General features: G+C 57.4%; 8 protein-coding genes. 6 read left to right on the top strand and 2 right to left on the bottom strand.

The genetic code is table 11. The features are described from left to right. The first annotated feature begins 74 nt into the window (after window positions 1-74). Window positions 75-1,595 carry a PstS family phosphate ABC transporter substrate-binding protein gene (locus ENTHG_RS19360; RefSeq protein WP_044183628.1) on the top strand — a complete coding sequence of 507 codons (1,521 nt, stop codon included), beginning with the start codon at window positions 75-77 and terminating at the stop codon, window positions 1,593-1,595. Window positions 1,596-1,738: 143 nt separating this feature from the next. Here the strand turns inward: ENTHG_RS19360 and glpD are convergent, their stop codons facing one another. Beyond that, complete coding sequence (glpD, locus tag ENTHG_RS19365; protein WP_044183631.1) at window positions 1,739-3,244, bottom strand: glycerol-3-phosphate dehydrogenase; 1,506 nt, start codon at window positions 3,242-3,244, stop codon at window positions 1,739-1,741. A gap of 181 nt (window positions 3,245-3,425) precedes the next feature. Between glpD and glpE the strand changes: the two genes are divergently transcribed. From glpE to ENTHG_RS19380, 3 genes are read left to right on the top strand one after another with little or no spacing between them, the layout of a single operon-like run. After that, window positions 3,426-3,755 carry a thiosulfate sulfurtransferase GlpE gene (glpE, locus tag ENTHG_RS19370; protein ID WP_044183634.1) on the top strand — a complete coding sequence of 110 codons (330 nt, stop codon included), beginning with the start codon at window positions 3,426-3,428 and terminating at the stop codon, window positions 3,753-3,755. A 59-nt stretch (window positions 3,756-3,814) separates the two neighbouring features. Beyond that, window positions 3,815-4,645 carry a rhomboid family intramembrane serine protease GlpG gene (glpG, locus tag ENTHG_RS19375; protein ID WP_044183637.1) on the top strand — a complete coding sequence of 277 codons (831 nt, stop codon included), beginning with the start codon at window positions 3,815-3,817 and terminating at the stop codon, window positions 4,643-4,645. Between the two features lie 16 nt (window positions 4,646-4,661). Next, complete coding sequence (locus ENTHG_RS19380; RefSeq protein WP_044184028.1) at window positions 4,662-5,420, top strand: DeoR/GlpR family transcriptional regulator; 759 nt, start codon at window positions 4,662-4,664, stop codon at window positions 5,418-5,420. 20 nt (window positions 5,421-5,440) lie between these two features. On the opposite strand, the gene malT is transcribed toward ENTHG_RS19380, so the two are convergent. Further along, window positions 5,441-8,146, bottom strand: coding sequence for an HTH-type transcriptional regulator MalT (gene malT, locus ENTHG_RS19385; RefSeq protein WP_044183640.1), 2,706 nt, complete (start codon window positions 8,144-8,146; stop codon window positions 5,441-5,443). 621 nt (window positions 8,147-8,767) lie between these two features. On the opposite strand from malT, the gene malP reads away from it, so the two are divergent. Both malP and malQ read left to right on the top strand, forming a co-directional pair. Then, window positions 8,768-11,161, top strand: coding sequence for a maltodextrin phosphorylase (gene malP / locus ENTHG_RS19390; protein WP_044183643.1), 2,394 nt, complete (start codon window positions 8,768-8,770; stop codon window positions 11,159-11,161). Window positions 11,162-11,169: 8 nt separating this feature from the next. After that, window positions 11,170-13,257, top strand: a complete 2,088-nt coding sequence (malQ, locus tag ENTHG_RS19395) for a 4-alpha-glucanotransferase (RefSeq protein ID WP_044183646.1) — start codon at window positions 11,170-11,172, stop codon at window positions 13,255-13,257. The last annotated feature ends 9 nt before the right edge of the window (window positions 13,258-13,266 follow it).

Raw genomic sequence — 13,266 nt, forward strand, 5'->3', positions numbered from 1 at the left:
TCAGATATTGTGGGGGATAAACCTGCCGCCGCGCGCCGTATACTGCGGCGACAAAATGGATAAGGGTCAGGGATATGACATTCTGGTGGTGGGTAAGATCGCTTTTACTGGCGTGGCTTGGCGTGCCGTTTCTGGCGCACGCCGTGGCGTTTACAGGATTACTGAGTTTCGGGTTTGGGAAAGATCTCTTGCGCCTTGTGGATACCTCGTATTCACCTCTCATCGAAAACATGCTGATAGCCATTCTTTATGTATCAAATGGCGGCATGATGTTCGCGCTGGGCTGGCTGCTGGCGCACTTTACCCGGCCTGCGGAGAACAACGCTCTCCGCCAGTGCCTGCTGCTGCTGCCTGCGCTGCTGGTACTGGCAGGCTGGATCGTGACGCTACACCTTAGCGGCTATAGCTTCAGCGACGAAAATTACGTGAATCTGGCTCTGATGGAGCTGCCCTGGGGCGGCATCGTCTTTATCGCACTGATATCCGGCTGGCTGTGGGCAATGGCGCTTATTCCTGTGGGGGCACAGGTGTGCTTTACCCTCGGCTGTTACTGGCGTAACCGTCATTTTCCCGATGCGCGCAATAGCATCCGGCTGCGCAATATCATGGCGCTGCTGATGCTGGGGTTAATTTTAGTTGCCTGCTGGCAGGTAAAAGTGCGGGCGGACAAGTTTGTTCACCAGGAGTGGGGTAAAACGCATAATGAAAACTTTGATTATGCGGATTATATCCCTGATTTTAAAGGCAATAAGCTCACGGCCCTGCGCGGCGAGCCGCCGTTTAAATTTAGCGAGCCCTGGCCGCGCTGGGATGGCGCGACCGCCGCTTACCCGCTCTACGCATCGGCATTTTACGCGCTGAACACGCTGCCGTATGACATGTCTTTTGATGAAACACGTAAGTGCTGCCTCGCGCGGTCACGCACGCTGGAAGCCTATAACAACATTATCGCCGATAAAGCCGATATTATTTTTGTCGCACAGCCTTCCGCAGGGCAGAAAAAACGCGCCCGCGAGGCCGGGGTGGCGCTCACCTATACCCCCTTCGCCCGGGAGGCGTTTGTCTTTATTACTCATGTTGATAACCCGGTAAATTCCCTGACGCAGCAGCAGGTGCGGGATATTTTTAGCGGCAGGATCGTCAATTGGGACAGCGTCGGCGGACAAAACAGGGATATTGAAGTCTGGCAGCGGCCGGCCGATTCCGGCAGCCAGACCACCATGCTGGCGAAGGTGATGAAGGATACGCCGATGCTACCGCCGCAAGAGACCGAAGTGGCGGGCGGCATGGGCGGCGTGATATGCCAGGTAGCGGAATACCAAAACACGAAGAGCGCGATTGGTTACACCTTCCGTTATTACGCGACAAAGATGAACACGAATAAAGATATCAAGCTGCTGGCTATCGAGGGCATTGCGCCCACGGTCGGCAATATCCGCAACGGCCTTTACCCCTATACGGTGGATGTCTATATGGTGACGCGCCAGGACCCTAACGCGAAAACGCAACAGATCGTCGACTGGTTCTTAAGCCCACAGGGGCAGGCGCTGGTGAAAGATGTGGGGTATTCACCGCTGTATGAGGCGGAGGAATAGGGGATGTGTCGACTGGAATAGACATTACCGGACGATACGGTAGAGCTGGGTATCTTTCTTGAGATGTTCTGGCGCGGAGGATCGGTCCCCTCGCCCCTTCGGGGAGAGGGTTAGGGTGAGGGGAGCGTTCGCGCGCTGTGCTATCACGACGCCAGCGACAGTTCCGTCTTATTATGGCGGGTCAGCCATTGCGCCACGCGGGACTGCTCCTCCGCCGTCAGCCACATGCCCAGCTTGGTACGGCGCCAGAGCGCGTCGTCGACGCGGCGCACCCACTCATGTTCTACCAGATAGCGCAGCTCTGCTTCATACAGCTCGTGACCAAAATGCTCCCCAAGCTGGTCGAGAGTTTTCGCCTCACCCAGAATGCGTTCGCTGTTGCTACCGTAAGTGCGGGCGTAACGACGCGCCAGCGATTCGGTGATAAACGGATAGCGGCGGCGCAGGCTGGCGGCGTAGTCGTCGCGGTCGCCCTGAATATTACCGCCGGGCAGCACGCCCTCTTTGGTCCATGCCGGGCCAATGCCCTGATAGTAACCAGACAGCTTCTCCATCGCGTGCTCGGCCAGTTTGCGATAGGTGGTGAGCTTACCGCCAAATACCGACAGCAGCGGCGCTTTGCCATCCTGATCGTGAATGTCCAGGGTGTAGTCGCGGGTGATGGCCTGCGGCGAATCGGACTCATCGTCACACAGCGGGCGAACGCCGGAGTAGGTCCAGACGATATCGTCACGAGAAAGCGGCTTTTTAAAGTGCGCGTTGTAGACGTTCAACAGGTAATTAATTTCGTTTTCGTCGATTGCCACCTGTTTCGGATCGCCGTTGTACTCCACGTCGGTGGTGCCGATGATCGAGAACTCATCCATCCACGGAATCACAAAGACGATGCGCTTATCTTCGTTTTGCAGGATATATGCCTGCTTCTGCGTGTGAACCCGCGGCACGACAATATGGCTGCCTTTAATCAGACGGATGCCGTAAGGCGACGGCAGATGCATGCCGTCATCGAAGAACTCTTTTACCCATGGACCGGTGGCGTTGACCAGACCCCGCGCCTGCCAGCGGAACGTCTCGCCGGTATCGATATCTTCCGCTTCAACGATCCACAGCCCGTTTTCCCGTTTCGCTGAGGTAGCGCGGGTACGGGTTTTTACCTCGCCGCCCTTTTTAACTACCATCTGCGCGTTGGCCAGCACCAGCCGCGCATCGTCTACCCAGCAGTCAGAATATTCGAAACCGCGCACGATCTCCGGCTTGAGCACCGATTCTGAGCCAAAACGCAACCCGCGCGATCCGGGTAAACTGGTGCGCTTACCCAGGTGATCGTACATAAACAGACCGATACGGATCATCCACGCCGGACGTAAATGAGGGCGATGCGGCAGACGAAAGCGCATCGGGAAGGCGATATGCGGTGCCATTTTCAGCAGCACTTCGCGCTCGGCCAATGCTTCGCTCACCAGCCGGAATTCGTAGTGTTCAAGGTAACGCAGGCCGCCGTGGATGAGCTTAGAGCTGGCGCTGGACGTCGCGCTTGCTAAATCCTGGGCCTCCAGCATCAGCACGGATAAACCTCGCCCGGCAGCGTCAGCCGCAATACCGGCACCGTTGATGCCCCCGCCAATAACGATCAGATCTTTGGTTTCCATGCTGCCCTCACGCACTTTCGTTAAAGCTCAAAAATGTTCGATATCGCTCATAATAGCAAAGGAACGCGCTTTTGGTAACATCAAAAAAACAATTTAGAGTGATACACATAACATAATGGCGTTTGGAGAGCGGAAGGACGTAAACTAACGTCTCTGTCCGCTACCACCAGAAGAGAAGATCATGGATCAGTTTGTTTGCATTAATGTTGAAGAAGCCCACCAGAAATTACAGTTACAGCAGGCGGTGCTGGTGGATATCCGCGATCCGCAAAGTTATGCCATTGGGCATACGCCGGGCGCGTTCCACCTGACCAATGACACCCTCGGCACCTTTATGCGTGAGACCGATTTTGAGACGCCGGTGATGGTGATGTGCTATCACGGCAACAGCAGTAAAGGCGCGGCGCAGTACCTTCTGCAGCAGGGTTATGAGGCGGTTTATAGCGTTGATGGCGGTTTTGACGCCTGGCACCGCCATTTTCCCGCGGAAGTGGCGCAGGGATCGCTTTAGGCTGTGCGGGATCTGCCGCTATACTGTGCTCTTTTCCAGGGACAAAGCGACCGCCTGCCATGTTGATGATTACTTCTTTTGCCAATCCGCGCGTCGCCCAGGCGTTTGTCGACTATATGCAAACTCAGGGCATTATTCTGACCATTCAACACCACGCGCAAAGCGACGTCTGGCTGGCGGATGAGAGCCACGCTGAGCGGGTAAAAGCGGAACTGGCGCGTTTTCTGGAAAACCCCGGTCACCCGCGCTACTCCGCGGCTAGCTGGCAGTCGGGCCAGGTGGGCAGCGGCCTGCACTATCGCCGTTTTCCGCTGCGCGCCGCGCTGAGGGAGCGTGGCGGCCCGATTACGCTCTCTGTATTCGTCCTTTGCGTTATTGTCTTTTTACTCATTTACACCGTTGGCAGAGAGCCCGTTCTGCTATGGCTGGCCTGGCCTTACGACGCGTCAGTCCAGTTTGAAGCATGGCGTTATTTCAGCCACGCGCTTATGCACTTTTCGCTGGTTCATATCATCTTTAACCTCTTCTGGTGGTGGTATCTTGGCGGCATGGTGGAGAAGCGCTTAGGCGGCGGCAAGCTGCTGGTCATCACGCTGATAAGCGCGTTACTGAGCGGGTTCCTGCAATATAAACTGGCGGGGCCGTGGTTCGGCGGATTATCAGGCGTAGTGTATGCGCTGATCGGCTACGTATGGCTGCGTGGAGAGTGGGACCCGGCCCGTCCGGTCTGGCTGCCGCGTGGGCTGGCTATTTTTACCATGGTGCTCCTTGCCGCCGAATGGTTTGGCGCGCTGGCAAGCAATAGCGCCACCGGCGCGCACACCGCCGGGCTGGTGATTGGGCTCGCGATGGCGGTGGTTGACTCGCAAAATGCGCGAAAACGAACATAAATTCCAGAGACACGGCATGAAACAAACACAACGTCATGATGCGATCATTGAACTCGTTAAGCTGCAGGGCTATGTCAGTACCGAGGAGCTGGTCGAGCAGTTCGCCGTCAGCCCGCAAACCATTCGCCGCGATCTGAACGATCTGGCCGATCAAAATAAAATTCTGCGCCACCATGGCGGCGCGGCGCTGCCATCCAGCTCGGTTAACACCCCCTGGCACGATCGCAAAGCGACGCAGACCGCGGAAAAAGAGCGTATTGCCCGTAAAGTCGCCAGCCAGATCCCTAACGGCGCGACGCTGTTTATTGATATCGGCACCACGCCGGAAGCGGTGGCCCATGCGCTGCTCGACCACAGCGATCTGCGGGTAGTCACCAACAACCTGAACGTCGCCAATACGCTGCTGAAAAAGGACGATTTCCGGGTGATTCTGGCGGGCGGGGAACTGCGCAGCCGCGATGGCGGCATCGTTGGCGAAGCCACGCTGGATTTTATCTCCCAGTTCCGTCTGGACTTCGGCATTCTGGGGATCAGCGGCATCGATTCAGACGGCTCGTTGCTGGAGTTTGACTACCACGAAGTGCGCACCAAGCGCGCGATTATCGAGAACTCGCGCCACGTCATGCTGGTGGTAGACCACTCCAAGTATGGGCGCAACGCGATGGTCAATATGGGCAGCATCAGCATGGTGGACGTGGTCTATACCGATATCATGCCGCCCAGCGGAGTGATGCAGGTGATTGTGAATAACAATATTCAGCTTGAGCTGTGCTGATGAATTAGGGGGAGGTTGTTTTAAACCCCGTACCCCATCATTTTCAGTAGCTGCTGGGCGTGTAGTACCGCATCCTGACGGTGGGCCACCCCCAGCTTCTGATACAGGTTACGAATATGCGTCTTGATGGTGGTGGCCGCCACTGCCAGCTCGCCGGCGATCTGTTCGTTGCTGTAGCCGGAGTAGATAAGCCCCAGCACCTGCCACTCCCGCTGCGTGAGCGGGCTGGTACGGATAAGTTCCGGCACTTCCGGGTGGTTGAGCAGGCGTTCAACAAAGTTCTCATCAAAATGGGCGAATTTATGCCGGTGATGCTGATTAATATCGCGCAGGATGCGCTGGGCGCGATGCTGATCAAGCTCGGGCAGCGTGTTGAGCTGGATAAGCTGGCGTAGCTGCTGTGCCATCGCCTCGCCTTCAAGAACGAAGTGGCTAATGAATCCAGTGCGGTTAGCCAACTGCAGCGCTTCCAGCAGGACACGCTGCGCTTCGTTTTTGCGCCCTGACTGCCAGTAAAGCTGGTTGAGCAGTAGCAGGTTGCGGTTGAGATCGCTCATCAGCCGCAGGCTACGCGCATTCTCATTAAGCTCTTCCAGCACCATCTCCGCCGGATCGAAATCCCCCAGCAAAATCTGCGCCCGCGCGATATTGCGCCACTGCCCCTGCAAAAAGTGGTTATTGGCGAACTCCGGCTTCGGCGTCTGGCGCAACCACTGGGCCGCCGACTTTTTATCCCCCGTCATGTACCAGTAAATAACGCGAACTTTATCGGCGTTTGATACCCAGTCGCTGTGGTACTGACCGTTGCCCAGCAGGTTCTCCAGACGGTGAAGGTGCCCGCGGGCATTGTCGAGGTCGCCCCGCGCCAGCGAGTTTTGAATAATCAGCGCCAGGCACTGCAGCTGTTGCTGCGGCTGATAGGAGGCGAGCACCTCCATTCCCTGGCGGGCCGCCGCTTCGGACTCGTCCAGCCGCGCCCATGCCCACAGAAGCTGGGCGCGAATGCGCAGCAGAAACTCATGCATCGGCAGCTGCTCAAGGTGCTGTTCGCGCACCAGGGTAAAGCCTTTTTCCTGGGTCTCCCAGGCCGCCTGCAAAAAGCCCTGAGCGAAAAGAATTTCACTCTGCTGAATCAGGCTCCACAGGGCGTAATGCCAGACGTCATGGCGGCGCGCCATCTGCTCGGTTTGCTGCATTACCGCCAGCGAATTGGTCAGTTGGCCTTTGCAGTGCAGCACCTCGCCGTGCACCGAGGTGGCGACGATACGGCTGTAAAAATTGGCAAGGGGCAGTTCGTCGAGGGCCACCATCGCCAGCCGCTCGGCTTCGGTGGCGTCGCCGTCGTTGATGGCCACCTGGGCGCGCAACGCATTAAAGTCGCCGTGCAGGGAGGTGTCCATCCCGGTGGTCATCTCCTGCTCGGCGCGGGCCAGCAGCGTATTGACTTCACTGTAGCGATGCTGGCTCTGCATCAGCCACGCCTGCAATAGCACGAGACGCGGGTTTTCCAGCAGGCTCTCCCACGGCAATGCTTTCAGCGAAGCTTCCAGCAGGCCAAGCTCACTGTGATTGAATAAGCCCCAGGCGTGGTTGAGCAGAATATCGCGCAGCATAGTGCCGTCGCCCGCCGCCAGCGCATGGTGAATCGCTTCGCTGGGGAAACCCTGCGCCATCCAGCTCTCCGCCGCCGCGCGATGGATAGCGGGCAGCTCCGTGGCCAGCTCCCACTGGCAGCGCTGGCGCAGAAAGTTACCGAACAGCGGGTGGTAGCTGAACCATTCGCCGGAATCATCCATGCGCTGCAAAAACAGCCCCTGGCGCTCAATCTCTTCCAGCCGCATCTGGCCGTTCTCTTCGCCGGTAACCCGCACAATCAGCGCGTCGTTCATTGAGCGCAGCAGCGAGCTTTTCAGCAGGAAGTGGCGGGTGGCGACATCAACGTTGTTGAGTACCTCATCCACCAGATAGTCAGAAAGGTGGGTGGCGTTGATACCGGCCAGGCGACGCGCGGATTGATGTGGCGCGCCGTGATTCTGGCGCACGGAAAGGGCGATCAGCTGTAGCGCCGTCGCCCAGCCCGCCACGTCATCACACAGGCGGCCGCTCTCCGCCGCTTCAATGGGGGAGGTCAGACGGCAGTCGAAAAACTGTTTCGCTTCCTGATGGGTAAATGCCAGCTGATGGCTGCCGATTTCCAGCAGCTGTTCGCGCACGCGCAGGTTGGCGATACCCAACTGCGGCAGGTTGCGGGACAACACAATCAGCGTCAGGTTTTCTGGCTGATGGCGTAAGAAAAAACGCATTGCTTCGTGGATAACGGGGTTCGTTATCAGGTGGTAATCGTCGATTACCAGATAGAGCGGGCGTTGCCACTCCGCCAGCTCAATAAATAGCTGAGCGAAGAGGGAGGAGAGGCTGGCGTACTGGCGCTTTTGCGCCATCACTTCGCTGCTGACGCAGTGCCCGCCGGTGGCCTGCTGGATGGCGGCGATAAAATAGCTGGCGAAGCGCTCCTGTTGGTTATCTCCTTCGTCGAGCGAGAACCAGCCCACATCGTTTTTCCCCGCAGCCCACTGGGAAATGAGCGTCGTTTTGCCGTACCCCGCGGGGCTTGTGATCAGCGCCAACCGAAAATTGTTCGCGCCGGAAAGTTTAGTCAACAGCCGTTCACGGACCACCGTATGGTCGAGACGAACCGGGCGACTTAATTTTGACGGAATCAACATAGTTATCACTTCACTGTGAGAAAAGGAGGGACAGAATTTTTTTGCGCTTCGTAATTAATAACAATAAATTCGGATAAATTCAGAGGTATTGCAAGTTATGTCCGATTCTGACGACTGTGAATTTGCACTATGTCACATTTCTTTTTCATTTGTCGGAAAATGGCCACCCCAGCAGGGATGAGGCATGCAGGCTGGTTTGCTATAAAAATGCGCGGTGGTGAAAAAAGCGATTTCGACATTAGGTCATTCTTAAAACTATTTCAGAGCAAGACCGAAAGTAACCGCACAAATAGTGCAAAAGAAAAAAGAAACGGCAGAAAATATTATTTCCGCAAAACACGTGTGGTACTGCTTTCCTGATTTTCCTGAAACGGCATTTCATCATCTTGCCAGGCACAGATGCGAGCCGGGTGGGCGGAGCGTGTCCTTTTTGCCTGATTTACCTGGCAACAGCTTGATTCGTGTTTAAAAAAACAGCTAGTTTTAGGTGGCGACGATCACACTTTTCGCTCATCCCCGCTACTCCTCCCTGGTGAATCCCTGGCAGGATGAGGAAGTCATTAAGTGAGCCGGGCACACTAGCGCTAACGTTGTTTTTCACCTACAGGATCTGAGTTCCCTATGTCAAAGTCCACTTTTAATAAAGCGCAATTCGAGGCGGCCCTGACGCGTCAGTGGCAGCATTTTGGTCTGCATGCCGCCCAGGAGATGACAACACGTCAGTGGTGGCAAGCATTAAGCGGCGCACTGGCGGAACTGCTGGTGGCGCAGCCGCAGGCGAAACCGGCGCAGCAGCAGCGCCATGTAAACTACATCTCGATGGAGTTTCTCATTGGCCGACTGACCGGCAACAACCTGCTCAACCTGGGCTGGTATGAAGATGTTAGCGACGTGCTGCAGGGGTACGGTTTTAATCTTACCGACCTGCTGGAAGAGGAGACCGATCCGGCGCTGGGCAACGGCGGACTTGGGCGTCTGGCAGCCTGCTTCCTTGATTCTATGGCGACGGTAGGGCAACCCGCGACAGGCTACGGCCTGAATTACCAGTACGGCCTGTTTCGTCAGTCCTTCGTTGACGGCCATCAGAAAGAGGCGCCGGACGACTGGCATCGCCGTACCTATCCGTGGTTCAACCATAACGAACAGCTTGATGTGCAGGTGGGCATTGGTGGCAAGGTAAGCAAGGAGGGGCGCTGGACGCCTGCGTTCACCATTGTGGGCGAAGCCTGGGATCTGCCGGTGTTAGGTTATCGTAACGGGGTGACACAGCCGCTGCGTCTCTGGCAGGCGACGCACGCCCATCCGTTCGATCTCACCAAATTCAACGACGGCGACTTCCTGCGTGCTGAACAGCAGGGTATCGACGCCGAAAAACTGACCAAAGTGCTCTACCCGAACGATAACCACCAGGCGGGCAAAAAGCTGCGTTTAATGCAGCAATACTTCCAGTGCGCCTGCTCGGTTGCCGATATTCTGCGTCGCCACCATCTGGCTGGGCGTACTCTTGCCCAACTGCCGGATTTCGAAGTGATTCAGCTTAACGATACCCATCCGACTATCGCCATCCCTGAAATGCTGCGCGTCCTGATCGACGAACATCAGCTGAGCTGGGACGACGCCTGGGCCATCACCAGCAAGACCTTCGCCTACACCAACCATACCCTGATGCCGGAAGCGCTGGAGTGCTGGGATGAGAAGCTGGTGAAAGCGCTGCTGCCGCGCCATATGCAGTTAATCAAACAGATTAACGATCGTTTCAAAACCCTGGTCGATAAAACCTGGCCTGGCGACAAGCAGGTCTGGGCGAAGCTGGCGGTGGTGCATGACAAACAGGTGCGCATGGCCAACCTGTGCGTGGTAAGCGGGTTTGCGGTGAACGGCGTAGCCGCGCTGCACTCGGACTTGGTGGTGAAAGATCTGTTCCCGGAGTACCACCAGCTCTGGCCGAACAAATTCCACAACGTGACCAACGGCATTACGCCACGTCGCTGGATCAAGCAGTGCAACCCGGCGCTGGCGGCGCTGCTGGATAAAACGCTGAAAAAAGAGTGGGCCAACGATCTCGACCAGCTCATTCATCTGGAAAAGTATGCCGACGACGCGAAATTCCGCGCCAAATACCGCGCCATCAAACAGGACAACAAAGTGCGGCTGGCGGCGTTTGTGAAAGCGCGCACCGGCATTGAGATCAACCCGCACGCGCTGTTTGATATCCAGATTAAGCGCCTGCACGAGTACAAGCGTCAGCACCTGAACCTGCTGCATATCGTGGCGCTTTATAAAGAGATCCGCGAGAACCCGCAGGCGAACCGCGTACCGCGCGTTTTCCTCTTCGGCGCGAAAGCGGCACCCGGTTATTACCTGGCGAAAAACATTATCTATGCCATTAATAAAGTGGCAGAGGTCATTAACAACGACCCGCAGGTTGGTGACAAGCTGAAAGTGGTATTCCTGCCGGACTACTGCGTCTCGGCGGCCGAGCGGATGATTCCGGCGGCGGATGTCTCGGAGCAGATCTCGACCGCAGGCAAAGAGGCCTCCGGCACGGGCAATATGAAGCTGGCGCTTAACGGCGCGCTGACCGTCGGAACGCTGGACGGGGCCAACGTGGAGATCGCCGAGCAGGTAGGCGATGAGAATATCTTTATCTTCGGCCATACCGTGGAAGAGGTGAAGGCGCTGAAAGCCAAAGGCTACGACCCGGTGAAATGGCGTAAAAAAGACAACGTGCTGGATGCGGTGCTCAAAGAGCTGGAGAGCGGGAAATACAGCGACGGCGATAAACACGCTTTCGACCAGATGCTGCACAGCATCGGCAAACAGGGCGGCGATCCGTACCTGGTGCTGGCGGACTTTGCCGCCTACGTAGAAGCGCAAAGACGCGTCGATGAGCTGTACCGTGATGAAGAAGCCTGGACGCGTGCGGCCATCCTCAACACCGCACGCTGCGGTATGTTCAGCTCGGATCGTTCTATCCGCGATTACCAGCAACGCATCTGGCAGGCGAAACGCTAAGGAAGCCTATGGTGAGCAAACGTCTCGACAACGCCGCGCTGGCGGCGGGCATTAGTCCGAATTACATCAATGCGCATGGCAAACCGCAGTCTATCGGCGCAGATACCAAACGGCGTTTGCTGGATGCCATGCACCACGCTGCCGCGACGCCCGTCGCGGTAACGCCGGTGCCGAATGTGCTGGTGTATGCCCAGGGCAAAAGAAAACAGCTGCCCATTGAAGGCGAGGGGCGCTTCGACTGGCTCATCACCACCGAAGAGGGGCAGCAGCATAAAGGGCAGATAGAGGGCGGCAAAAGTCTGACGCTGCCGACCAAACTGCCGCAGGGCTACCACACCCTGACGCTGCGCCAGGATGAGCGGCGCTGGCACTGCCGCCTGATTGTCGCGCCAAAGCGCTGCTATGAGCCGCAGGCGCTGCTGGCAGGCAAAAAGCTGTGGGGCGCCTGCGTGCAGCTCTACACGCTGCGCTCGGAAAACAACTGGGGGATCGGCGATTTTGGCGATCTCAAAGCTATGCTCGGCGAAGTGGCCCGCCGCGGCGGCGCGTTTATTGGGCTGAACCCCATCCATGCGCTTTATCCGGCGAGCCCGGAAAGCGCCAGCCCGTATAGCCCGTCGTCCCGTCGCTGGCTGAACGTGGTTTATATCGATGTGCAGGCGGTGGAAGATTTCCGCCAAAGCAAAGAGGCGCAGGCGTGGTGGAAGCTGCCTGCCACGCAACAGGCGCTGAATGAAGCGCGGGCGGAGGAGTTTGTCGACTATACCGCCGTGACCACGCTTAAGCTTGCGGCGCTGCGCCTGGCTTGGAAACAGTTTGCGGCCCGCGAAGCGGAGGATGAAGCCCGCGCCGCATTTACCGCCTTTGTGCAGCAGGAGGGCGAAAGCCTTTACTGGCAGGCGGCATTCGACGCGCTGCACGCCAACCAGATGCAGCAGGACGCCTCCCGCTGGGGCTGGCCGGCGTGGCCGGAGGGCTATCAGTCCACCGACAGTGCGGACGTTAAGGCCTTTTGTGAAGAGTATGCCGATGAGGTGAATTTTTACCTTTGGCTGCAGTGGCTGGCCTGGAAACAGTTTGCCGAGTGCTGGCAGGTAAGCCAGGGCTACGGTATGCCTGTTGGGTTGTACCGCGACCTGGCGGTTGGCGTGGCCGAAGGCGGAGCGGAAACCTGGTGCGACCGCGAGCTGTACTGCCTGAAAGCCTCGGTAGGCGCGCCGCCGGATATCCTCGGCCCGCTCGGACAAAACTGGGGGCTGCCGCCGATGGACCCTCATATTATGGCCGCCCGGGCCTATGAGCCTTTCATCGACCTGCTGCGCGCCAATATGCAAAGCTGCGGCGCGCTGCGAATCGATCATGTGATGTCGATGCTGCGCCTGTGGTGGATCCCCTATGGCGAAACGGCGGATCAGGGGGCTTATGTCCACTATCCGGTGGACGATCTGTTGTCGATTCTCGCCCTCGAAAGCCAGCGCCATCAATGCATGGTGATTGGCGAAGACCTGGGTACCGTGCCGAAAGAGATCGTCGGTAAACTGCGTGATAGCGGCGTCTATTCGTACAAGGTGCTCTATTTCGAAGGCGACGGACACAATGGCTTTCGCGCGCCGGAAGAGTACCCCGCGCAGTCAATGGCGGTTGCCACCACCCATGACCTGCCGACCCTGCGCGGCTACTGGGAAAGCGGCGACCTGACGCTGGGTAAAACCCTGGGGCTTTATCCGGATGAAGAGATTTTGCGTGGGCTGTATGCCGACCGCGAACGGGCGAAGCAGGGGCTGCTTGACGCATTGCACAAGCACGGCTGCCTGCCAAAACGGGTCGGGCGCAGCGCCTCACGCATGGCGATGACCGCCACGCTCAACCGCGCCATGCAGCGTTATATCGCCGACAGCAACAGCGGCCTGCTGGGCCTGCAACCGGAAGACTGGCTGAATATGGCCGGACCGGTGAATGTGCCAGGCACCAGTTCGCAGTATAAAAACTGGCGGCGTAAGCTCTCCACCTCCCTTGAAGCGATGTTCGCCGACGATGGCGTCAATAAGCTGATTAAGGATCTGGATAAGCGAAGAAAGGCGTTAAATAAGAAGTAGTGCAGGAAG

Origin of the sequence: Phytobacter massiliensis JC163, assembly GCF_000321045.1 — a bacterium.
Taxonomy (GTDB): domain Bacteria; phylum Pseudomonadota; class Gammaproteobacteria; order Enterobacterales; family Enterobacteriaceae; genus Phytobacter_A; species Phytobacter_A massiliensis.

What these genes read in the sequence shown, in the direction of transcription:
- ENTHG_RS19360 (WP_044183628.1), top strand. Translation starts at nt 75, where the DNA reads ATGACATTCTGGTGGTGGGTAAGATCGCTTTTACTGGCGTGGCTTGGC.
- glpD (WP_044183631.1), bottom strand. Translation starts at nt 3,244, where the DNA reads ATGGAAACCAAAGATCTGATCGTTATTGGCGGGGGCATCAACGGTGCC.
- glpE (WP_044183634.1), top strand. Translation starts at nt 3,426, where the DNA reads ATGGATCAGTTTGTTTGCATTAATGTTGAAGAAGCCCACCAGAAATTA.
- glpG (WP_044183637.1), top strand. Translation starts at nt 3,815, where the DNA reads ATGTTGATGATTACTTCTTTTGCCAATCCGCGCGTCGCCCAGGCGTTT.
- ENTHG_RS19380 (WP_044184028.1), top strand. Translation starts at nt 4,662, where the DNA reads ATGAAACAAACACAACGTCATGATGCGATCATTGAACTCGTTAAGCTG.
- malT (WP_044183640.1), bottom strand. Translation starts at nt 8,146, where the DNA reads ATGTTGATTCCGTCAAAATTAAGTCGCCCGGTTCGTCTCGACCATACG.
- malP (WP_044183643.1), top strand. Translation starts at nt 8,768, where the DNA reads ATGTCAAAGTCCACTTTTAATAAAGCGCAATTCGAGGCGGCCCTGACG.
- malQ (WP_044183646.1), top strand. Translation starts at nt 11,170, where the DNA reads ATGGTGAGCAAACGTCTCGACAACGCCGCGCTGGCGGCGGGCATTAGT.